The 23,359-nt window shown below is 57.1% G+C and carries 19 protein-coding genes; 2 read left to right on the top strand and 17 right to left on the bottom strand.

From position 1 onward, the window contains the following. Nucleotides 1–178: 178 nt before the first annotated feature. Both IVB50_RS41835 and IVB50_RS41830 read right to left on the bottom strand, forming a co-directional pair. Nucleotides 179–751, bottom strand: a complete 573-nt coding sequence (locus IVB50_RS41835; protein WP_247300593.1) for an OsmC family protein — start codon at nt 749–751, stop codon at nt 179–181. Nucleotides 752–978: 227 nt separating this feature from the next. Further along, nucleotides 979–2,154 carry an alkene reductase gene (locus IVB50_RS41830; protein WP_085395069.1) on the bottom strand — a complete coding sequence of 392 codons (1,176 nt, stop codon included), beginning with the start codon at nt 2,152–2,154 and terminating at the stop codon, nt 979–981. Nucleotides 2,155–2,253: 99 nt separating this feature from the next. On the opposite strand from IVB50_RS41830, the gene IVB50_RS41825 reads away from it, so the two are divergent. Next, a complete protein-coding gene (locus IVB50_RS41825) occupies nt 2,254–3,174 on the top strand; it encodes a LysR family transcriptional regulator (protein ID WP_094183413.1) in 921 nt (306 codons plus the stop codon). 603 nt (nt 3,175–3,777) lie between these two features. On the opposite strand, the gene IVB50_RS41820 is transcribed toward IVB50_RS41825, so the two are convergent. Together IVB50_RS41820 and IVB50_RS41815 are read right to left on the bottom strand one after the other, a co-directional pair. Then, a complete protein-coding gene (locus tag IVB50_RS41820) occupies nt 3,778–4,419 on the bottom strand; it encodes a TetR/AcrR family transcriptional regulator (RefSeq protein WP_247300592.1) in 642 nt (213 codons plus the stop codon). A gap of 445 nt (nt 4,420–4,864) precedes the next feature. Continuing rightward, on the bottom strand, nt 4,865–5,581 hold the full coding sequence (locus IVB50_RS41815) for an SDR family oxidoreductase (protein WP_247300590.1): 717 nt from the start codon (nt 5,579–5,581) through the stop codon (nt 4,865–4,867). A 308-nt stretch (nt 5,582–5,889) separates the two neighbouring features. Between IVB50_RS41815 and IVB50_RS41810 the strand changes: the two genes are divergently transcribed. Beyond that, a complete protein-coding gene (locus IVB50_RS41810; protein ID WP_247300588.1) occupies nt 5,890–6,777 on the top strand; it encodes an alpha/beta hydrolase in 888 nt (295 codons plus the stop codon). 410 nt (nt 6,778–7,187) lie between these two features. Here the strand turns inward: IVB50_RS41810 and IVB50_RS41805 are convergent, their stop codons facing one another. The 13 genes from IVB50_RS41805 to trpC all read right to left on the bottom strand — a co-directional run bounded on the left by IVB50_RS41805 (nt 7,188) and on the right by trpC (nt 23,143). Continuing rightward, the gene (locus tag IVB50_RS41805) at nt 7,188–7,727 is read right to left on the bottom strand and encodes a DUF4863 family protein (RefSeq protein WP_247300587.1); all 540 of its coding nucleotides are present in this window, start codon (nt 7,725–7,727) and stop codon (nt 7,188–7,190) included. 23 nt (nt 7,728–7,750) lie between these two features. After that, on the bottom strand, nt 7,751–8,329 hold the full coding sequence (locus IVB50_RS41800; protein ID WP_247300585.1) for a nitroreductase family protein: 579 nt from the start codon (nt 8,327–8,329) through the stop codon (nt 7,751–7,753). 1,065 nt (nt 8,330–9,394) lie between these two features. After that, nucleotides 9,395–10,033, bottom strand: a complete 639-nt coding sequence (locus IVB50_RS41795; RefSeq protein ID WP_247300551.1) for an HD domain-containing protein — start codon at nt 10,031–10,033, stop codon at nt 9,395–9,397. 716 nt (nt 10,034–10,749) lie between these two features. After that, complete coding sequence (locus IVB50_RS41790; protein ID WP_247300549.1) at nt 10,750–11,511, bottom strand: HD domain-containing protein; 762 nt, start codon at nt 11,509–11,511, stop codon at nt 10,750–10,752. 176 nt (nt 11,512–11,687) lie between these two features. Then, nucleotides 11,688–11,957: a DUF302 domain-containing protein gene (locus IVB50_RS42535; RefSeq protein WP_346771324.1), complete on the bottom strand. Its 270-nt coding sequence runs from the start codon at nt 11,955–11,957 to the stop codon at nt 11,688–11,690. Between the two features lie 885 nt (nt 11,958–12,842). After that, nucleotides 12,843–14,096, bottom strand: coding sequence for a cytochrome c (locus tag IVB50_RS41780; protein WP_247300546.1), 1,254 nt, complete (start codon nt 14,094–14,096; stop codon nt 12,843–12,845). Further along, the gene (locus IVB50_RS41775) at nt 14,089–15,867 is read right to left on the bottom strand and encodes a GMC family oxidoreductase (protein ID WP_247300536.1); all 1,779 of its coding nucleotides are present in this window, start codon (nt 15,865–15,867) and stop codon (nt 14,089–14,091) included. The genes IVB50_RS41780 and IVB50_RS41775 overlap by 8 nt, the downstream gene beginning before the upstream one ends. 1 nt (nt 15,868) lies before the next feature. Continuing rightward, entirely contained in the window at nt 15,869–16,597 is a 729-nt protein-coding gene (locus tag IVB50_RS41770; protein WP_256465364.1) for a gluconate 2-dehydrogenase subunit 3 family protein, read from the bottom strand. A 21-nt stretch (nt 16,598–16,618) separates the two neighbouring features. After that, entirely contained in the window at nt 16,619–17,131 is a 513-nt protein-coding gene (locus tag IVB50_RS41765; protein WP_247300531.1) for a DNA starvation/stationary phase protection protein, read from the bottom strand. Between the two features lie 298 nt (nt 17,132–17,429). Next, a complete protein-coding gene (locus IVB50_RS41760; RefSeq protein ID WP_247300530.1) occupies nt 17,430–19,964 on the bottom strand; it encodes a two-component system VirA-like sensor kinase in 2,535 nt (844 codons plus the stop codon). Continuing rightward, entirely contained in the window at nt 19,961–20,932 is a 972-nt protein-coding gene (locus IVB50_RS41755; RefSeq protein ID WP_247300612.1) for a cytochrome c peroxidase, read from the bottom strand. Before IVB50_RS41755 ends, IVB50_RS41760 begins: the two co-directional genes overlap by 4 nt. A 500-nt stretch (nt 20,933–21,432) precedes the next feature. Next, entirely contained in the window at nt 21,433–22,125 is a 693-nt protein-coding gene (locus IVB50_RS41750; RefSeq protein WP_247300527.1) for a response regulator, read from the bottom strand. A 217-nt stretch (nt 22,126–22,342) separates the two neighbouring features. Further along, the gene (gene trpC / locus IVB50_RS41745; protein WP_247300611.1) at nt 22,343–23,143 is read right to left on the bottom strand and encodes an indole-3-glycerol phosphate synthase TrpC; all 801 of its coding nucleotides are present in this window, start codon (nt 23,141–23,143) and stop codon (nt 22,343–22,345) included. Between the last annotated feature and the right edge of the window lie 216 nt (nt 23,144–23,359).

Below are 23,359 nucleotides of genomic sequence, written 5' to 3'. Positions count from 1 at the left end.
TAGGCAAAAGACCAAGCTACCCGGTTGCAGACTGTCAGCGGCGCGCGCCTCCTAATTGCCCCGATCGCGATCGCTGGAAATACCGATCACGATCCGCTGGAAACAGTGATCACGATGCTCTGGAATGGGCGATCACGATGGCCTGGAATCCGTGATCACGATCGGCTGGAACACGCAATCACTCGACGATCAAGACAGGTTCGAGGGCCACAGCCCGGGATAAATTGTAGAAATTGGGCGAGGTCGCCATCACCGCCTCGTGGACGTCGGCAAATTGCTCTTTTGTACCGCTGCCCTTGATATGGACGGTGTACCTGAGTTTCTCGTAGCCGGGCGGCACGGCAGGATCGATCCCGAGGAAGCCACGAAGATCGATGTCGCCATCGGTCTCGATTGACAAGCTTTCGAGGGTGATTCCACGCACCGTGCACTGCGCCACGTATCCGACGGTCAAGCAGGCGTTGAGCGCCGCGATCAGATGCTCCTGCGGATTGGCGAAATTGTTTGATCCGCCGAGTTCGCGGGGCTCGTCGATGTCGATCGAGAATTGGCGCGGCACCTTTTGTCCGCCGAGCTCATAACTCTCGACTTCTGCGCGGCTCCGCGTCTGGCCCTGCCAGGTCGAAATAACGCGCCACTTCGTATTGCCTTTGGCGGGTTCGCGCTTGACGTCGTCGATCAGCGCAAATAGGCCATGGAGATTGATGCCGTTGACGATGGTTGGTGCGGTAGTGTCCGGTGATACATCCATGATTGACTTCTTTCGCTTGGAGTTGAGCTAGGACTTCACATTTCGACTTTGCAACCTTGCGAGCGCCTGCTGGATGCGTTGTCCTGGTTTTCAGTGATCAGGATCGACAGCACCTTGGTGACGTGGGGTACCGGACGCCTGAATGAACGAGCAGCCGGTTTTTTGTGATACACGCGGGCTCCTAGAACCACTCGGGCTCGAACGCCGGCTCGAGACTTCGCCGTCTCTCAGTCTGCCGCCGCTTGCAGCTCTACCGATTGATATACAGGGAAGTCCGTGTAACCCACCTCGCCGCATCGGGTGTAATAAGTCGATCGGTCCGCTTCAGCCAACGCCCAGCCGTGCTTGAGACGCTCAACAAGGTCCGGATTTGCGATATACGGTCGGCCGAAGGCGATCAGGTCTACCAACCCGGTATCGAGCGACGCCTGGGCGCGGTCCCGGTCCTTGAAGCCGCCACACCAGATGAAGGCGCCGGGAAACACCGCTCGAGCCTTGGTCAGCAAAGCGTGGTCGAGGTGTCGCGGCTCGAACTTCGCCGACTCCATGTTTCCCTCGGGCAGCAGCTCGTAGAGCAGATGAATATATGCCGCGCCCCGACGCCCCAGTTGATCGGCGACATAGAGGAATGTTTCCTCCGCAAGAGGATCCATGGGCATAGAGTTGAACTTGCCAAATGGAGACAGGCGAACACCCACGCGCCCCGGACCGAATTCAGCCACCACCGCATCGACGACTTCCATCAGGAAGCGCGTACGATCTTCCATGCTGCCGCCGCCGTAGCGGTCGGAGCGCGTATTGAGCACCGAGTTCATGAACTGCTCGATCAGATAGCCGTTGGCCGCATGCAGCTCGACACCATCGAACCCGACGTTTCGGGCATTGGCGGCGGCCTTGGCGAAGGTGCCCACCATCGCCGACACCTCCTCCGTGCTAAGGGGCCTCGGCGTTTCCACAGGCATATAGCCCAACCGGCCGTCCGGGCCGTGAGCAAACACCGACGAACCTTCCGCCCGTTGCGCCGTCACTCCCACCGGGGCTTGGTGGTTGGGCAGAATGGAGGAATGCGCCATCCGGCCGACGTGCCACAGTTGCAGAAAAATCGTGCCGCCATATCGGTGGACCTCATCGGTCACCAAACGCCACCCCTGCATTTGGGCTTCCGAGTGGATTCCGGGTGTCCTGGCGTAGCCGTGACCAGACTGATCCACGTCGGCGGCCTCGGTAATGATCAAGCCGGCATTGGCCCGCTGGCCGTAATAGGTCGCCATCAGCGCATTTGGGATGTCGCCATCGGTCGGAAGCTTACCGTCGGACGTTCGCGTGCGGGTCATGGGTGGCATGACGACGCGGTTTTTGATGTGGATAGGGCCAAGCTCAAAGGAGTCGAATAAAGAGGGCATGACAGACAGCTCCAGGGATGATGCTCCCTGCGAACTAATCCATTTGCGCGGGCCTATTAGTGATCTTAAATTCGATTGAGTGTTGCGTGTGGGGCTACAATGGAGATGGTCACAGATTTTGACGGGATCCCTGAGTTCGTAGCTGTCACCCGATTGGGTAGTTTCACCGCGGTGGCTGCCGAACTTGGCATGACCAAGTCGGCCGTCGGCCGGGCGGTGTCGCGGCTTGAGCGCCGATTAGGCTCTAAGTTACTGCACCGAACGACACGCCGTCTGGTCTTGACGCCTGCGGGAGAGGTATGGCTCGAGCATTGCGTCGCAGCGCTCGCCGAACTCGATCGCGGTCAGAGCGCACTCATACTTGCCCGGGACACGCCAGGGGGCGAAGTGCGCATCGATCTGCCGACGGCGTTCGGTCGGCTCTTCGTAATGCCTGCGTTGCTCGAAGTGGCTAAACTCTACCCAGCACTGCAACTAAAGGTGAGTTTCACAGACCGAGAGGTCGACCTACTAAGTGAGAACATCGATCTTGCAGTTCGAATCGGCAATCTCGACGACTCTGCGGACCTAGTTGCCCGTCAGCTAGGCGTCCAAGACGTGGTGATTGTTGGAGCACCTAGCTACGTAGCAAAGCGGGGCCTTCCTCGAACCGTTGCCGACCTTAAGGTTCACGATTGCATCGTAGGGCGTCGCCAAGGAAATCGCATTGTCTGGTTATTGAAACAACCTGACGGCTCGATCGCAAGGCATGTTGTTTTTGCCAAACATGAATTCCAGGATTTCGAGACGGTCCATACGGTTGTGAGAGCAGGACACGGCTTGTCGCAGCTTCCGTTATGGATGGTTCAAGATGATATCCGGGAAGGGAAGCTACTGACCGCCCTGGATGGGATGTCCGGCGGCAAGGTACCGATCAACATCCTTTGGCCGCGCACAACGGTGTTGCCGGCAAAGATTAGAGTTGTCGTGGAGGGGATAGTTCGCAAGCTGGGCACCCCTCGACAGGCAGCACCTCAATGACACGAGATCCAATTTGATCGCGGATCCGCCTCACTTGCCTGAGTAATTCCGCAGCTTCAGCTCACAAAAGAGGGCTTGTGATTGATTAGAGCCCGACGGATTTTGTACCTTAGTCGATCGTATAAAGTACGCGATACGGCGCCGCGGAGAAAGCATATCGTCGATCTGCGAAGCCGAGGTGATGATGCAGCTCCTAGTAAAGGAGTCCGCGATCGCTGTTCCAGCGAATAAAGCGAGGATGGAGTGCTCATCGCTGGTGCCCGCCGAAGGCGCTGTCTTGGATTCCGTAGATTTCATCCGATTTCTCATTCTTGCATGCCGCCTTCTTGGTCCGCGCTACATTCGCAGCGTGCATCTTCCAAGAAGGCGGCTCCACAAGGTGCGAAAGCACGTGCTGCGCAGCAACCGTGGAGGCATCTCCGTCAAAGCAACGCCCAGAACGGCGAGCCTTCGATTCGTCCAGTTTCAATAGCCCTCAGAAATCTTCTTTGTGAATGCCGTTGCGTGAGCTGCTTGACGGCCGGTATCCATCGCAAGAACGACCTTGCGTCATCACGCGCCGAATTTGCCAGGGAGATCAATGATCCCAGACAGCCGAACTAATCAGCGATACCGCATACTGCGCGTTTTCCGGGACGTTTCGTAAACGTTTGGCGGCCAGGGAATCCCCAAAGTCTGCAAAGCGGGCCCCACTAGCCCCATCAACAACTCGGATTTTGGACGAATGCGAGCGAGCACTCGAGTGCCCAACAAGACCGCGAGTAAATGCCGGGCTACATCATCAGCAGAACAGTCCGTTCGGATTTCGCCAGTCCTTTGTCCCGCAATAATGCAGCGCCGGAAGAATTGCTCGATCATGACTGTCTCATTCGCCACCAAACGGCGGAGCTCGGGATCCTCTGACGTCGCTTCCAGCGCCGTGTTGACCAGCATGCACCCACGGTGCTTCGGGTCCGCGAGGGCTCGATCCAAGGCCTCGCTAAAGAATCCCGAAATCGCCTGAGCGGCGGGGAAAGATGTCTCCAAGCGTACGATGCGCGACCGAAGAAGATGGTCTAGATAGTATTCCAATGAGCGGAGAAAGATCCCACGTTTGTCGCCGAAGGCGGCGTAGATACTGCTTTGGGTCAGCCCGGTGCATTCCGTGAGGTCACGAGTCGATGTGGCTACGTAACCCTTGGCCCAGAAGGCGTCGACTGCTGCCTTCAACACCTTCTCTTCATTGAATTCGCGCGGGCGTGCCATTTAGGGACCATTGTAGATATGGAGCATATCGTCCAGAATAGGTGAACTTGCCCGAACATTCAAGGTCTGTTGGTTCCTGCATTCGTTGCAGACTTTGGGCTTTGGCTTACCACGCCGAACGTAAAATCGCGCGGGCCGTTTTTGTGGAAGCAAAGATGACGGCGGCAGTTGTTTGGCTGTGTAAAGACTGGCTCTCGTTCACGAATATAGTTCTTGAGATAGAATTAGTCTAGGGCCGCATGGGCGATTCGCATAAGTTCGGCAGGCCTACACACTACATCGCTGCGCTGGGCGCGAGCGCTTTCACGATCTGGCGCGGCTCACCCAGTCCGTCCGTGGAGAGCCATCATCAACATCAGATCTGCCCGGGTCGAGCTTCATGAAGGAGGTTGATATAGCTGACTAAGCTGGTAACACTGAAGTAGCGGGTGTCGGGCTGAACGCCCTAGATGTACGCCTTTCCGATCGACGCTCCTCCGTCCACAAACAGCGTCTGTCCGGTCATAAAGCCGGCTTCTTCCGAAAGAAGAAAAGCAATAGAGGCTGCAAGCTCCGAGGGCTTGCCCAACCGTTTTACTGGGATTAGCGAAAGAAAGCGGCGCTCGGCCTCACTTCCGGCCGGCGTGTTCTGGCGAAACATTTCGGTCTCGGTTGGACCTGGGGCCACCGTGTTCACAGTAATTCCGTATTCCGCAAGCTCTATTGCCCACGTGCGTGTGAAGCTGGCTATCGCTGCTTTCGCCCCTCCATAAATCGTTCGTCCCTGAACACCAACAATCACGAGGCTGGAGAGATTGACGATTCGGCCCCATCCCTTGTCCTTCATTGTTGGAAGGATCGCCTGAACCGTTTGCACCGCCGGAATCAGATTTCGTCGGAAAGATTCGTCCATTTCGTCGATCGCAATTTCACCAATTGGGTTGAGGCGCACAAACCCGACGTTGTTGACGACCCCATCGAAAGAATAACGCGAAGTGAGACCTCGAAGCGCTTCGTCCGTCGCGTGTCGGTCAGCGAGATCGACAGAAACGAGTGTCCCAGGAAACGTCGGGTCAGATGATCGCGCTAAACCAACTACATTATGGCCAAGGGCAGAAAGCCGTTCGCACAACGCGCGGCCAATCCCCTTGCTTGCTCCGGTCACTAGAAAAGTACGTTCCATGCTCTCTCCGTGCTGAACAGGTGTGGATTCCCTTCATTATCAATCGCTTGCTACACAATATCAAGGATAATCGGAAGGCGCTCGCTCTCAAAGATAAAAGTTGGCGGAACTCCACTTCGAGAGGATCGTGGACGGGACGGCATGGTTTGATGCCCCCAGTGATAGTCTGCGCTGGAATTTAGACGCGGTCGCGAAGTATCGCATGGGTTGCGAGGACCTCCCGGGAAGAGGTGCTTGCAAGAAATAACGTGTGATCTATATGGAGCGATAGATACAGAACTAGTGAGACAATCGATGGAGCGGTTGGTATGACCGACATTAGCAACCACACAATTGAGGCCAATGGTATCCGACAACACTACATCGAGGCGGGCCGGGGCGCGCCTGTGGTCCTGTTGCACGGCTTTCCTTTTACCAACTTCACTTGGCGTCATCAGATTCCCGAACTTGCAAAGCAATATCGCGTCATTGCCCCAGATCTGCGCGGATATGGTGAAACAGACAAGCCCGTGGCGGGCTATGACAAGCGAAACATGGCGAAAGATCTTCGAGAACTAATGCGAAAACTGGATATCGAAAAGATAGCGTTGGTTGGTCATGATCGCGGGGCGCGGGTAGCGACCCGGTTCGCAAAGGACTATCCAGACGCGACCGACCGGCTGGTCGTCATGGACAACGTCCCCACTCGCATCATCGCGCGCGACTTCAACTTTTCCAAAATGGCAAAGACATACTGGCTGTTCCTCTTCCACCTAAAGCTCGATCTACCCGAAATCTTTATAAGTGGACGTGAGGAGCAGTGGCTTAGGCACTTGTTCTCTGAATGGTGTTACAATCCCCATGCAATCTCGGGGCCTGCCTTCGAGACGTACGTGGCTGCTTATCGCAGCCCAGGAGCGGTTCGCGGAGCGTTGGCTGACTACCGCGCCAATGCAGACGACCTTGCTCAAGATCTGGCCGACGCTGACGTAAAAATTGCGTGCCCGACACTGTCGATATGGGGGGCCGAGTTCGATGGAGTGGGGAAAGCCTTTGATATGCCGGCCATTTGGGCGGAAATGGCAAGCGATCTAAGTACTTTCGCGGTCCCTCGCTGCGGCCATGTTCCGCAGGAGGAGCATCCTGACCTCACTAACAATCTTCTGTTAGAGTTTTTGGATGGATGGGCAGGCGAACGCCCGAGGCAGAGCAACTGATTTTGGCCGTACCGCCAGTCGAACGGATGAATAAACCGACTGGCTTTGATCCGCCGAGGCGGCAGAGTGCGGGCCGGGAGGCTCCTTGAGTGCCTTCCTGAGCTCCTGAGGTGCTCGCCACAAGGGCGACCGTAAACTGATCTCATCGACCGTCTTTGCTCATTACGAAGGCTCGGTGACCTCTTCCAAGCTGACCAGCGGTGAAACATCTTGGCCCTGGACTTCACGCCATCGTGGAGCACACTTGTTTTACAATTGATCCTAGGGGGCTTGAAAAAGGAGACGTAAGCAGACACCGAACGAATGGCCACACGAGCATATAGGCTCGGCCAATAGGCCTATGATGATTGCCCAGGGTAAGCCCCCGGCTAGACGGTGACGAATGCCTCACCCGCCAACCTGCGGCGTTATCAGTCCGGAGCCCTGAAATCGTACGAGATGCGTCCGGCCGGCAGATAGAATAACGCGATCACCGCGCCTCCTCTGACCTCGGGATAGTGCCGACTTCCTGGATCGGGCGCCGTCCAGCCCGGGCCCTGCCAGCCTTGCAAACCTTTCAACTCCGCGCCCTTGGTCAATGGCACCACAAGATTGAGCTCACCATAGGGGTGCCCGTGATACTGTCCGCGCAAGACCTCGTGGTCATCCTCATCCTTAAACCGTTGCGGGTCGGTGCTGTTCATGTAAACGGCCGTGATGCTGAACTGGAACGTTTCCGGCATAGGCTCCAGGATGCGGCTGCGCCGGTAGTTCGGGCCATCCACCTCCTGGTTGGCCGCCCAGCCCTCCTCGATCCCGATCTTGATCAACCGAGCGAGATCCTGATAGAGCGCACTAGTCTCGCCGTACGTCTCGTTGAGCCAACGCTCCATCTTGGCTCCCGGCGTCATGTCCTTGACCTCGCGGAGAAACGGAATACTGCGCTGGACCAATTCTTCTCGGCTTCGCATGGTGATCTCCTCTTCCAATATTTTTACGATTCGAAACCCAGGAACGTTGCGAACTCATCAACATCCGCCCTGGGCATCGGTCTTTCCTGACTCTCAACATTGGCTTTCCCGATAGAGATGCCACACACGACGATCTGCTCCGCTGGAATGGCGAGCATGTTACGCAAAATCCGGTGATACTTCGAAAACGTCTCCTGAGGACAGGATTGAAGGCCACGTCCTGCCGCGGCGAGCATCACGTTTCGTACGAACCTTCCGAGATCGAGCGAGCTTCCAACTTCCAACCGGCGGTCGATGGTCACGATGAATCCGACCGGCGCGCCGAAGAACGTGTGGTTTTTTGCAGTTTGTCTGCTTCGAGCTTCGGAATCGGCCCTCGCAATTTCGAGCGAGTCGTGAAAGAGCCGTCCGAATTCGTGCCGTCGCTTAAGATACGGCTCGGGCAAGTCGCTGGCGTAATACTTGTATTCGGATACGTGCTCTTCCGGCGACATTTCGTGTGCTTCCACCAAAGCTGCCGACACGCTGTCTTTTGTGGCGCCTGTCAGCACATAGACGTGCCAAGGCTGGATGTTCGCACCACTTGGTGCGAACCGCGCCACACGAAGGATCTCCTCGATGATCGACCGCCGGAGGGGGCGCAAACCGCCCAGCCAGGAGTTCGTCTGTCGGGTTCCGCGCAGGCGAGCACTTCTCCTCTGCACCAAGCACGGCAGCATCGAGTGCGGACATCCAACCTCCATAGCTTCAAAGCAACCAGAACACCCACAACACTTTTATGTTGTTTCCTTGGGCGGCTGACTTGGACCAGATACATCTCACGGAAACTCTGCATCACAGCGGATATGCCATTTTGGTCATGAACTTGTTCAGGGGCGTTTCACCCGATTTATTGAGGCGGTGGGTCCATCCAGCGTACCGGCGTACTCGATGGAACGTCCGACAAGCACCGGCTTGCTTCCGCTCGCGCGTGATCGCGAATTCGTCGGCCCTTCACGCGGCGGATTCCCTCGAACCTTCGTTCTCGATCCACCACAGTCCGACATCGTGCCTGCATTGGTGTCCGCCCGGGGACGAGTCGACTGAGCGTGCCAAAATCTTCTGCTTGCAAACCGTCCAGGAGCACCTGCGCCGCGATCATTGAGCTCCGTCCCCTTTGTCGTCATAGAGCGAGGACATATCATTCAGCGACGCCGGATCGGCCTGCCCGTCCCTGCGCACGGACCTCGCTGTTGCTGCCGGAGCCGACAGGCGAGGACTACCTTGAAATTGAGCTCGATCGTCCTGGACTCCATCAATTCACCTCCCCAAGGAGAGGATAGAATAGTAACGCTATCCTTCCCCTGCAAAAGTGAAACGATTGCATAATGATCCTGAAGCGGGTTCAACTCGCTCGCCACGATGGCAAAGCTGGACTTGGCTCTTTCGAGGGCATCTCATCCGCGGTAACGGCGGCGCGTTGTAAAGAAAGACATGCACAAAAGGACTATTCGCGACCGGTACAAGGTGTGAGGGATCAGGACCACCTGGATTTGGGTGACATCCCTCCAGAGCGGCACGGTCGGCCCGATTAGTTCAGTGCACGCCTCCAACGATCGGCCGGGTGGTCGGGCCAAGACAGCCCCGGGGAAGAGGTCTCAATCCGGTGTTGTTGATGGCTTTGCCTGTCAACCGGGCCAGCGCGACGATCGAATGACGTCGCAGAAATTGCCGCGATGAAAATGCGGGTCCTTGTCGGCGATGACATCGGCATTGACGTTGCCAAAGGTGGTCTCCGCCTTATGCTTGTTACCATCGTAGAAGGCCTGGATGATCTCCTCTTTGAATTGCGGAGGTCGGGGAAAGAGCGTAACAACTTCATCTCGGTGCACGTGCTGGAATTCCTCGTAGGCGATTCCAAGCACGTCCATCTCCACGCCGGCGGTGACGAGCGCGACAACTGGATGCATGTGGACCGGAATACCCGGCGTCGTATGCAGGGCTATCGCAGTCCACACAAGCTCGATGTCGCTTGGCGCGACGCCACGACTTCTGAGAAAGTCGCGTGCAGCATTTGCGCTATCGACCTCGAAGCGCTCCATTTGGCTGGAGTGCTTGGAAGTCAGGCCCATGTCGTGGAACATGGCGCCCGCATAGAGCAATTCGCGGTCGAAGTTGAGACCGCGGCGCCGGCCGGTCAGCGCACCAAAGTAATAAACGCGATTGGAATGATTGAAGAGCAAGGTTGATTCTGTGTCGCGAACGAGTTCGGTGATCTCGCGACAAAGCTTGCTGTCGGGAACAGTGATTCCGTCGATTGCAGTCATTGGTAACTCCGTTGTTCAGTGGTTCTGGCGTGTCACCGGCAAGCTATTCGCTCCGCCGGGAGGGCAAACGAGGCGGCCCGTCGATCATTCCTCAGTCCCTGGCCTAGGACGAAGGACAATTGGCATTTGGATTCCGGCTGAACCAATGCATAGCTCGCAAACTGCACTGAGAATGTACGCAGAATAGAGAGCAACTGTAAGTGAATTGATCTCAGCTCCCAAATGCACGGTCCGCAGATGTCGATCACGCCAACGGACCGCTGCAAGACGAGTTAAGAGAAAGACGATCAAGGCCGCTCATTGGCGCCTGAAATGATCTCACTCGCGTCCTCGCACCGCCACACCAAGTGGTGACGAGTTCACCTGCCGCGAACGTCCGCGCGTACTGCCGCGGTGGCGCTCGCTTCATCCTGGAACTGAAACTATTCAAGAAGCAGCAATGTCAGGCCGCGATGTCCGGACACATCGATCACTGACGGCGGAATTCCTTCTCCCCTTCCTTTCCAAACGAGCCGCCTCGTTCTTCCGCAGAAGCCCGGTCATCTTGCCGCGCCCAAGCCGACCTCGATCCGGGTGCAAAAAGGATTCTTACCGATTCTTCACGCGATCACGCCTGTCTCGCCAAGCGGGTGCGCATCGACAGATACGAGCCTGCACCAACTCTACAGGACCGGAAACCAACTACTCTCATCCGCCGGCTCAAGCGACAGCCTCGGTTATCGTCCGGTTGCCCAGGGCGCGTTCCGCATTAAACTGCTGAAGTCCCTGCGCCGAAAATTAGGGTCCTTGTAGGCCAATACATCAGCCAAACCCGTGCCTTGAGTTGTTTCGGGCCGGTGCTTGAGGCTGTCATAGAGGGCCTGCAGGAAGCCTTCCGCGAATTCCGGCGCACGCGGGTAAGCCAATTCGACAGCGCTTCGCTGCTCCGCACTAAAGTCGTTAAAGCCGGCACCAACAAGGTCCATGTTAGCGGCTTCGGCCAGGAGTGCTGCGATCGGGTACAGATGCGGGGAAATCCCATTTGTGGTATGCAGCGCGATTGCCAGCCAGACCTTTTGGCGATCATCTTCCGATATACCTTCCCTCTGCAAAAATGCACGTGCGGCGTTCGCGCCGTCCACTTCATAGCGCAAGTGGCTTTCGCCATAGCCTGCAGTCAATCCGTAGTCATGGAACATCGCCGCTACGAAGAGCAGCTCCGGATCAAACATCAGGCCCTTGCGCTTTCCGGCCAAGGCAGCCCAACAGTAAACGCGCATGGAGTGCTGAAAGAGTAACTCGCCTTCACTATTGCGGATCAGCTGAACTGCGTCGCGAATGAACTTGGTATCGGGCAATGTAATCCCCGAAACGTCAATGAGCTTCGGAGGCTCCCCCGCTGCCGCGGGCATTGCGGTTTCGGCTTGGCTCCTCGGCACCGATGCGATTCCGACCATGATCGCAAAGGCGGCGCAGGTGAGAGTGGTACTAAGCTTCATGACGTGCTCCATCTGAAGTCGAATGAGGCATCTCTACGTTTGGACTAGGACTGCGCCCCTCAGCCGTTCGCAGAGCTTGCTATCAAGGCTTTAGCGATTATGCGCTCCAGGGGAGCGAGCTTTTGCGCAATCCCTGCTACCAGTCCGTGCTTTCCTTCCAAGCTGGCCGCGGGATTTTAGGTGACATAGGTTTTCCCATGCTCCCCCTCTCGGACAAGTAGCCGCAGCGGAAGCTCTAGCGCGAAGTCCGGAGCGCTCAGCATCAGAGGAGTGCCGCTGCGCGGATCACCGTAGATGAGCACGCTTGTCGGCGGCATAACCATTTCGACAGACTGAGCTGCGTCGCGGTGATCGATAGTGGCGAAGATCCTGAAGCCCCTGGCTTCAAGGGTTGATCGCAAGCGAGCGAGCGTAACAGCAAATGGGTAACTACTTTCGAGTCTCACGGCTTTCTCTCTTCCAGAGCTTGCGACAGCTAACCAAGTAAGGGGCAGATAATGAAACAAGCTGCAAACAGTCTGAGCTATCCACAGCCAGAAGGAAGTGAAAGAACAGCAATCGATGCATGAGTATGCTGCATCTCCGCGATATAGCCTCCCATACCGATGCGAAGCCAGACGGCTGACCGGGATGGTTAAAAGCTGTCAGTTCGCCTAGTTCATCGCGAAAGCGGCGCGCTGATGACGATGAGAACGCGTGATCTTGTGCAGCTATACTCGTGGTGCAGCCAAGGTGAACGCCGCGCTGGGCCGCACATAGCCCATGGGTCCAATCTCTAAACTAAAACAAGAGAGCGGTCCCGATTGTGAAGCCCACTTCTAAAGAACGCAAACATTCGACGCGCAGGATCCCACTATTCATCCGACGGCCATTGAGCGTCCTTGCCGGCTCAGCGCGATTCCATAATTGCCCGCGCTATTGACTGCGGCGTCAATGCCCTCGCGAGCTTTCTCTGCAATGTCCGAATAAGACAGATACAGCGTCTCCTTCGCTACACATCACGTTCGGCCTACCCTCTTCCGGGCCGGTCAAACCTAGACGCTAGAGCTTCAGCCTCAGCTCTGTTCCCAAGCTCGTCTGTTCAGACCGGAAAACATGCGGTTACTTATCGTCGGGACGCTTTAATGGCCATCAATCCACTTCCAGGTCACTGGATCGTGCAACGGGTCGGCGCCGGCCGAAAGGTCGTTCGTCCAAGGTGCTGGAGAGAATTGTACCAAGTCAGTATCAGCGTGTTCCACCCAGCTGAATTGGGTTGCGAACTCGTCTAACTTGAAGCGCCTGCGCGTTTGCTGCGATCGACATCGCTGAGAGATGCCGTTGAACCTCGGTTAGTCGGCGCGCGACGTCACCTGCGACCGCACTCGAGTGACATCCCTAGCTTCAATGGCAGGAGAAGCAGATCCCCAGCTATTTCTCACGTAATTGAGAACCGCGGCGATCTGGTGATCGTCGAGCGGTCCACCGTACGATGGCATACCTGGAGCGGTCGGCTCGGCTTTGGTGCTTACGCTACGCGCACCCCGAAGCAATATCCGGATCACTGTGGTGGGGTCATCTGAGCGAGCTATCGCGGACGCGCCAAGCGAAGGAAAGAGATAGGCGACGCCTTTGCCTTCAATGCCGTGACAGGCGGAGCACTGGTCACGATAGATAGCTTTGCCCGCGGTCATCATGTCGCCATCGGCTGACGAGGGCGCCCTTCCCTCCGAACCTTTGCCTGGCAGCGATTTCAAGTAATTGGCTATCGCCATCGTGTCCGCATCCGTCATCTTGGATGTGGAGAGCTCGACGGCTTCTGCCATCGGCCCGGTCGCCGCAGAAAAGCGATTGTGTCCTGTCTTTAAGTAGAGCACGACGTCCTCCGCTGTCCAGCTGCCCAATCCTGTACGAGGGTCATTCGTAATATCTGGTGCCGACCAGCCCTGGAGATTCGCGCCCTGCAGGTACTTATCCTTCTGGTCGCCTCCCAGTATGGTCTTCGGTGTATGACAGGCGCCGCAATGCGCGGGCCCGTCAACAATGAACTTGCCGCGATTCCATTCTTCCGATTTCTCTGGGTCAGCCTCATATTCGGCGGCCGTGAAGTAGAGCTTGTTCCACACTGCCATCAGAGAGCGGACATTGAACGGAAACGGGAGCGTATTCGGATTGCGCGATTGACGGACTGGTTCGAGCGAGCCGAGATAGGCTCGAATGGCCAGAACGTCGTCGCTCGACATCCGACTATACGCATTGTAAGGCATGGCCGGATAAAGATGCATTCCCGTCCATCCGATGCCTCGTCTGAGCGCGTCATCAAACTGCTTGTCGCTCCACGCCCCGATGCCAGTCTCGAGGTCCGGTGTAATATTGGGCGATACAATGTTTCCAAATGGCGTTTCGATCGGGCGACCACCAGCGAATGGCTTGCCACCGGGGACCGTATGACAACCGCCGCAGTCCGATAGGGTCGAGAGGTAACGTCCTCGTTCGATCACAGTGAATTCTTGCTGGTCGGCCGAGCCGGCATATGCGTCGCAGACCACGATGGCTGAAAGAAGGATTGCCAGTCCGAAAGCTGGAGCGCGATGATCTCTATACATCGAGGAGCCTTCCAGGGCTCTTAAGGTACTGACTCCGGATCGCAGCGGCCGACCAGTAAGCAAGCGCCCCAACCGTGAGCGTGGGATTGTAGCCGGCGTTCTGCGGAAACGCGCTTGCGCCCATGACAAACAGGTTTGGCACGTCCCAGCTCTGCAAATACCGATTCAGAACGCTGGTCTTGGGGTTGGTGCCCATCACTGCGCCGCCGTTGAGGTGCGTCGTCTGATAGGCCGTGATATCATAGGGGCCTGTGCGATACTGGACCGCCAGCTTCTCTGCTCCCATAGTTTTGATGATTTCCGCAAACTTGTCGGTCAGAAATTTATTTTGCTTGATCTCATTTTCCTTGAGATTTATCGTAATCCGCATCAGTGGACGTCCGAAGCGGTCTTTATAGGTCGGATCAAGATCGAGGTAGATGTCGCGGTAGGCGTAGAAGCTTCCGTGCACGCCGGCGCCAGGCTTCACGGTGCTGAGATAATTGTCCTTGACTGCCTTCTTCCAATCGACTCCCCATTTGGGCGTCCCTGGCGGCACCAATGTACTCTCGATCGGACGGGCACCTGTCTGCACCTGCCCAACATAGCCACCTCCGACGAAGCCAAGCGGTCCATGATCGAAGTTATCGCCATTGAATTCGTCGATGCACATGCCGATTGACCCGGACCCGATGAACGGATTGAAATTGAACTTCTTGTTATCGAAAAACCCATTCACGGTTGACACCGTCTGGTGTGTGTAGTTACGCCCCACGACCCCCGTGTTCGTGACGGGGTCGTAGGGTTGGCCGATCTTGGAATGCAGAAGAAGCTGGACGTTAAACAAAGCATACGCAGATAGGATCACCAGATCCGCCGGTTGCTCCCACTCATCTCCGCTAGAGTCCACGAATGTAACGCCGGTCGCATGCTTGCCTGCACGGTCGAGGTTGATTCGAATTACCTCCGAATTGTCTCGCAGGCTGAAATTCGACTTCCGAATGAGATATGGCAGTATGGTGGTTTGTGGACTTGCTTTCGAATAGTTGCTGCAGCCAAACCACTCGCAAAACCCGCAATAAGTGCATGGTCCAAGCCGCATACCCAATGGATTTGTGTACGCCCGGGAAAGATTGCCGGAAGGCTGCGGAAATGGCTTATAGCCCAGCTCGCGGGCGGCTTTGCCGAATAACGTATGGCTGAAGGGCTGTTGCTGCGCCGGAGTCGGATAGGGACGTGACCGCGGCCCCTCGAACGGATTGCCGCCGTCCTGAATTTCGCCCCCCAGATTTCCTGCGGTGCCCGACGTGCCGCAAAGATACTCGAAGCGGTCGTAATGCGGCTCAAGATCGTCGTAAGTCACGCCCCAATCCTGGATAGTCATATCAGACGGCAGAAACGACTTACCATAGCGGTCAGTGAGGTGTGTCTTCAGCACGAAGTCGCTCGGCAAAAAGCGCCACATCTCGCCATTCCAATGGACGCCGCCGCCGCCGACACCGTTCGGCGGCATAAAAGCGCCCCAGCTCCGGATTGGAAGAGCAGTCTGGCTCATCCTGTTACGAAATGTGAATGTTAGCTGATCTGGGCGCAGGAACAGCTCGTGGCGAATGCGATAGCGAAGCTCGTCCTGCATGTAGGTTGGCGGAAAGTCTGTCGGGGCGTCACGCCAAGGACCGCGCTCGATGGCAATGACATCCAACCCCTCGTCAGTGAGCTCGTTCGCCATTATCGCCCCGGTCCAACCGAAACCGACAACGACGACGTCTTTTCTGGGAAGCCTTTTGACCATGCTACGACCTCGTCCACTCGGCGTTGCCGGTAATCCCCACTGGCGGGAGAGGAAAGCGCTCGTTGTGGCGATTGACCCAGTCGAGGTAATTGTAGCGGGCGCCAGGGTACCCAATCATTTTCCATCCAGCCATGTCTCGGTTTCCGCCATAGATTGGGTCTGCAAAGAACCCCATCTGTACGTCCTTGACTGTCTGTTCGAAGAACGACTTTCCATCGACGCCTTGAAGCTTCAGTTCGCCGGCTTCTATAGCTTCCAGGAACACGATCCGTTCGTCAGCAGGAAGATCGGCGAACGCTCTTCCGCCGTAACGTTCCTTGCAGACGCTATCAATCGCAGCCAGCCCGGCCCTGTAAGTTTCTGCTGGTCCGATGTCCGACTGATGGCCCTGATTTTTGGCGCCAGACAGAAACGGCGGCCGCTGATAAAGCCCCTCCTGCCTGCCGTAGGGTCCTGCCAACTGGCGGTCGATGAAGACAGCGCAGCCCGCATCCTTTCCACCCGGCGTCTGTAAGTCTGACGGAATGATGGTGTCGGCAAGTGCCTCCATTGCGCGGCCCTCGTCGCCGGTAAAGAATTCCCAGGGCCCCAATTTGAAAGGCCGCGGTGGAGCGCCAGCATTTGGGGCCCAGGGCAGTCGACCAGCTATTGTCGCAGCTCTGACACCGGTTACGGTGAACAGCAGAGTGGCTGCCCCCGCAAGAAGATCCCTGCGACGAACGTCTATCATGTATCGCCCCTTTTGTGCCGCTCAGTTGCGGGAACATTCAAACAGGAACCAGATTCGCTTTTCGGCCTCGTCGATCCAATTCTCTAGCGCGCTTGCGGACGCAACATCTTCGTGTCGCTCGCAGAGAGCATGAGCATGCAGCATAAATTCCCGGAGCCGGACGTTGTCAGCCCGCAACTCGCTCAGCATCGCACCTGGGGAGAGCTCCTGGACATCAGAGTCCTTAAGCCGCTGCCGGCGGGCGACTTCGCCCACCGACCGGATCGTCTGACCGCCGATTTTGCGGCATCGTTCAGCCACCGCATCGACCATCGCGAACACCTGGTCGGCTTGCTCGTCCAGCAGCAGGTGATAGTCCCGAAAGTGGGGCCCCGACATGTGCCAATGAAAGTTCTTGGTTTTCAGATACAACGCGAACACGTCTGCAACTAAGTTTGTCAGCGCACCGCTGATATCAACGACAACGTCCGACGGAAGGCTTTGCTCGACACCAATGACAGCAGAAGCACTTCTGGTTCCTAGTGCGGTGCCCATCTCAACTCCTCTTTGGTTGTTCACCTCGTCGCCGCGGTATGCGCCTTCATCGGCATAGTCGGAAGTGAAACTCCTTCACTGGCGAGATGACGTGATTGCAGTCAACTGCAGCGCCATATTTTTTCCGAGCTCTCGCCAAAAAGCCGCCCGTCGCGTCCAAGGCGCGACGGGCACGAGTCAGGGAGGAACGGCCAGCAACGCAGGTCGACCGCCTAGATGCAAGTGCACTGTATTCAGGACGCGAATGACCGAGGTCGAACTCAGTGGCGCATCGTCGTGAACCGCATTCTCTGCAGCGTCATTCGGCATTCAAGCTGGGACGGATAGCGGATCTCGGGGCAATCGTCCGCCCAACTGGGCCAGCTGGTCCGCCGGCATTTGAGAACTGAGACAGGGCGGCCGCGATCTCTTCTGTAAGCATCGGCCAGCGCACCACGTCTGAGATACCGGCAGCCAACAGTTTGTCGGCGTCTATGTCGGATGAAGACCTCGCTGCAACAATAATCGGTGTGGCAGGGAGCGCCTCGTGGAGGTCGTTGGCGACTTCAAGGGAGTAATCCAAAGAGCCAAGTTGCCCCACCACCACGAAGTCGAAGCGATCCGGGCACGCCTGGCATGCTCGTATTGCCGCCTCTGCCGTCAAAAACCCTACCGCTTCGTAGCCCAATGCGGCAAGCTTCTCCTCTTCTCCAAGCAACCGATCCTTGTCAGGCCCTATGACCATGACGACCTCCCCTTGGCCGGGGATGTGAGCCTTCACCCGCTCTTTAGCTGACGGACCGGCCGGCGTAGTGGAGACGCTGGCAGGCAACCAAACCTCAAACCTGCTTCCCTCACCCGGGAGGCTCTCAACATTGATCCCACCACCGTGTTCGCGGACGATCTCGCGTACTGTGGCAAGCCCGAGCCCATTGCCATCTGGCTTCGTTGTGAAGAACGGTTCAAATAGCCGATCGAGTACGGTCCCATCCATCCCCACTCCCGCGTCAACCACGGAAATCCTGACATAATCGCCGGACTCGATCTCATCGTGGCTGAGGAAACTCGCGCTCGCAATTTGGCGAAGTTCGGCATCGACTTGAATAGGGCCCGCGCCTGCCATTGCGCTCGCAGCGTTCCGGCAGAGATTCATGAGGACCTGCTGCAACTGAGCAGCCTCTCCATGGACAATCGCATCGCAAGCACTCGACGTCATCTTCAATTCAACTCCTGTGGCTAACGACAGTCGTAAAAGCGAGATCGTCTCCTCGATCAGATCAACAATGCTGACTGGCACCCGGCGGATCTCGCGGTATCGACCGAACACCAAGATTTGGCTGATCAGATCGCGCCCGCGTTCCGCGCTTCTCCGCATGCCACTGAGATGATGCGCCTTATCCGCTTGGCCCCCAATTAGCTCTTCCATCATCTCGGCATGTCCCAAAATGCCTCCAAGGATATTGTTGAAGTTATGGGCGATCCCGCTCGTAAAGGTTCCGATCTTTTCCATCCGACTCGCATGCTGCACGCGCCTGTGTAGACGGACACGCTCCTCCTCAACAGACCTGCGGTCGATCGCGTGGATAAATGTGTCCAGCAACATCCGCAGTAAGACGAGTTCTCCGGGTTTGAGAAGCGAGCCTTCTCGAGAAAGTACCTCAAGGCCTAGCGCGATCAGTCTCCCGTCGCGATCAATGCCGGTCGCGCACGTCCATCCACTGATGCCGAATGCCTCCAGAAGAGACTTGCTGCGCCCTGCAGGCAGACGGCTCACCTGTCGGACGCTGACCGCACGATCTTCACCGTCTCGCATTTGTGTTGCAAGTTCCGGAGCCGCTTCCGGCCAGCCAGGTGGAAAGGGCGCGTCCGTCCGTTGCCAGAGGTATGGATTCGCGCTCGATCCCGGCACCACGAGATAAGCCCGATGACAGCCGACATGACGTGCGAATTCCGCTATGGCGTGTTGGATCTGTGTGTCGATGACGTCTGGCTCCGCGTTTACAAACCGCATCGAAACGTCGGCGAGGAGGTGCTCCAAGCTGACTCGCCTGTGGAGGTCGTTCACAAGGGCTTTCAAACGCACTCCGAGCTGAACAAGGAATGCCAGCAACACCAATGACGTGATAGATAGCAGGACTCTGTAAGATCGCGCCTCATTCCTGGAAGAGAGTTGGCGCAGCTGGATCAGCCTGCGAAGGGTGTTCAGGTCAGCCTTTTGGGCCAATACCATCGCCTCCTTCAACAAGGTGTCCACCGAGGGTAGGAGCCTGTGCAGTAGACTTCCATGCGCCAGTAGCGGCTGAACTGCAACAGATTGTCCGGTTCGCTCCGCTTGGCGCTTGAGATCCTCGAGCCGCATCGCCGCTTGGGTAACAGCGTCAGGCGATGTGTCCAAAGAGAGGTGAAGAATTGCTGTCGCAGCAGCGCCGATCGCAACATCCAGCTCGCGCGACTCTGAACGGGTCGCAAACCTGGCAAAGAATGACAGCGAGTTACGAAGGACCGCGTTCTCGCGCTTGAACGATTCCACGAGTTGCTCCTCCCGATCAATCGATGTGCTTAAATGGCTTATCGCGTCCCCGGTCTGCCCATCGAATGACCCGATCTCCTGCAGGTGAGCGACTGAATGACGTAATGCATTTATCTCATTCACAAGCGGGTCGTAGTTTCGCAATAGACCGATACGCGTCGCAAGAAGATCGCGGTATAGGGTATCCTGAACGAGTCCGAGGTGATCGAGTTCGTCCAGCGCCCGATCGAACTGCTCCGCGTGAGGGTTGATTGCACGCCATGATAGCCAGGTGAGCAGCAGTAGAAGGCCGACAACGATAGTTACCGAGCGAGCGAAGCTCATGGCGCGCTGCTCGCGACTGGCCTGCCCCTGAAGTTCCCTGTTAAGGTCTTCAGGAACGCTACGACCGAGCCGACCTGATCGTCGGTCAATATGCGATCGAGTTGGGCGGCGGCCATTCGTTGGACGGCGTTCTCGAGGGTCGGTGCGCTGCCATCATGAAAATACGGACCGGTTACTTCCACATTGCGCAGACTAGGGACACGAACCTGCCTGGGCCCAGATAACACGAGGGGCACGAAGATCCCCTGGCGCGTAACCAAATTGGCTCCGACGGTGACCCCTTGATGGCACGAACTGCAGCCAAGCTCGTTGAACGTACGATAGCCCTGGATTTCGTCTGGGGTGAGAGCTGATGCGTCGCCCTGAAGCCATCGGTCGAAGCGGCTGCCAGGCGTAAGCAGCGACCCCTCAAACGTCGCAAGCGCATCTAGAACACTCTCGCTATTGATGGAGCTTCCATATGCCGCGCGGAATGCTTCGCTCAGGGCCCTATCTGCTCTCAGTTTCGAAACCGCTTCTTCGATAGTGCTGTGCATGCCCGAGGCGTCAGCTATCGACGCCGCGGCCTGCTCGGAAAGACTGCGTGTATTTCCCTCCCATGTAAGGCGATAGCTCAATGCGGCGTTGAACACAGTCGGTATGTCGAGATGCCTGGATCCTTCCAACTGCCTCTGATCGGGGTAAGCTCCATTCTTCGTAAGATCATGGCAGCTGGCGCAGGAAAGCCGTTCGTCGGCGGACAGTCGGGCGTCGCCAAACAGTCTCTCGCCCAAGGCCAATTTACGCGCGTCAGCTTGGGGAGGCGGTGGAATGGGCGTAATCGGACCAGCGTCCCGCCATACCTCCGGAGAAAAAGAACCTCCGCTTCGCGGCGTCTGAGCGATCTCAAGGTGGACCAGCAAAGCTGATAGCGCGACGACCGCAATCACGGGGATCAAGAGCATCTGCGGATTGCGCCAAATCACCATTTTCACGCGCCCCACCGCTTTGGGTAGGGGGCCTCTCTGCCCTCTCGAGGCATCCATTTGCTGGAGATGACTCTCGCGTAGATGTGCTCGGCGGAAGCAAAAACGACATTGACCAGCGCGGACAAGCAGATTGCGAGTAACAGGTAGGGACGAGGGCCCGCAGCGAAGCACCCATACCGACAAGAAAAATTTAACAATTGTACCGATAACTGGGCTCGACCTGCCTCCACACTCCAGGTTGACAATACTTTTGACCGTGATCGACGATGTGGCAGCCGTGAGATGGTCGGATTGGCCTTCGTCAGTTTCCGCAAGCCCTCTGCTGTCGAGCGACGAACAAACCTAAAATCTGCCCGCATATCTCTCTCCTACCATCCGGATGTACAGACTCTGCGAGTCCTGTGTTTTCCAAGGATTACCGCGCGCCAAAAGACGGCTACATCGGCAACAGGTCCCTTCGCAGAACTCAGTCTTTCGCGGCCTATTCACTTCCACTCCAGCTAGAGCCGCTCCACGGCCAAAGCAAAGACATACCCCACACCCCGCTCGGTCCGGATTATGGCGGGCGCGCTAGGGTCGACTTCGAGCTTGCGTCGCAGTCGAAGTACCTGCACATCTATACTCCGGTCGTAGATATCCTCGTGGACACGGGTTGCCTGCAGAAGGTATTCGCGAGAGAGCGGCCTCTGTGGTGCATCAAGGAACGCTGTTAGCAACGCGTACTCGCCCTTCGAGAGTGGAGTGTGTTCGCCGCAAGAGTTGGTCAGACGTCGAGTTCGCCGATCAAGGTGCCAGGCGCCAAAGCGCCAAAGGCCCTTCTCATCCCATTTAGCCGGGACCGCGTCTCGGCGCCTGAGAACTGCTCTGATTCGCGCGAGGAGTTCTCGCAGGCCAAACGGCTTTGTTAGATAGTCGTCGGCTCCCAGTTCCAGCCCCACCACTCGGTCGATCTCGTCCCGCCGATGACCAGTCACAATGATGACTGGCACATCAGATTGCGCTCGGATCTCGCGCAACAAGTCTAGACCATCCTCGTATCCAAGGCGAAGATCGAGAACGACGATATCCGGCCCGTGCCGCGCAAGGCTTCCGAGCACTTCCTGTCGTTGCGACGCCGAGGTTGTGCGGATGCCATTCTCTTCCAGATAGTTCGTGACCAGTTGCCGCATCGTCACGTCGTCTTCGACGACCATGCATGTCAGCGTCTGCCTGCGAGCGTCAAGTTGTTGCAATGGATTTCACGAATAGCTCGTCCCTGTCAGTCGGTCGCACCTTGGTCGGCCCGATCGTTGCTCCTGCCATCGGGGCCCGTCTGGATATCTGCCTACGATGAGAGCGGTTGAAAGGCCCCGCCCGCTCATGTCGCCTGCAACGATCTCGCCAGCCGAACACCTCCCTTCCAGTGGCAGATCAATCGCCCGACGGGCTCAGCAAAGCTCGCGTTGCTTCGGCTACATTGGTTTGGCGCATCAGACTTTCTCCGACCAGGAAGGTTGATATGCCTATCCGCGCAAGACGGGCGATATCATCTGCGGTGAAAATCCCGCTTTCGCCGACGATCAACCGATCCTTAGGGACGTGCGGGGCCAACTCCTCGCTGATCGCGAGCGAGGTTTCGAACGTGCGGAGGTTTCGGTGATTAATCCCAATCATCGGTGACTTTAGGCGCAAGGCTCTGTCGAGCTCGGCGCGATCATGTATTTCGATTAGCACATCCATGCCCAGCTGGAAGGCCGCCGCTTCGAGCTCCCTTGCGGCGCCATTGTCAAGGGCGGCCATTATCAGCAAAACGCAGTCCGCACCATGGGCGCGCGCCTCCACCACTTGATAGACATCAAACATGAAGTCCTTGCGAAGCACCGGCAGAGGGGTCGCCGCGCGAGCCAAGGCCATGAATTCCAGCTCGCCCTCAAAGGACGGCCTATCGGTCAAAACGGAGACGCAAGCGGCACCACCTGCTTCGTAGGCTTGAGCTAAAGCGAAGGGATCAAAATCCTCTCGGATGAGGCCTTTGGACGGAGACGCCTTCTTGATCTCCGCAATCAACGCATGTTCCCGTGCCGCGTGCTTCATACGAATGGCCGAGACAAAGCCTCTGGCGGGTACTGCAGATGTTGCACGCGCCAGCATCTCTGCGAATGGATGCGCGCGCTTGGCTTGCTCAATCTCTTCGCGCTTGTACGCTTCTATTCTCCTTAAGATATCAGGAATCATATCTGTCGGCCTTGGGTATGGGTGGATAAGCAGACGGTGGGTGAGCTGACCATCAACGACTTTTTGTGCGACGCGGCGCCTGCCTCGGAAATAGAGCAACCCGCTTTTCCCTGTCTTGCCAGCGGAGGATGGTCGAGCCGCCCAGGCCTTTGACAGACGCGTCTGCTAGCATTGGAGGCAGTATCGCACAGTGAATTCGATCATCTCACGATG

The organism is Bradyrhizobium sp. 87 (assembly GCF_023073015.1).
Lineage (GTDB): Bacteria > Pseudomonadota > Alphaproteobacteria > Rhizobiales > Xanthobacteraceae > Bradyrhizobium > Bradyrhizobium canariense_D.
The sequence above is the reverse complement of the archived record's forward strand: the minus strand, read 5'-3'. Positions and strand labels throughout refer to the sequence as shown.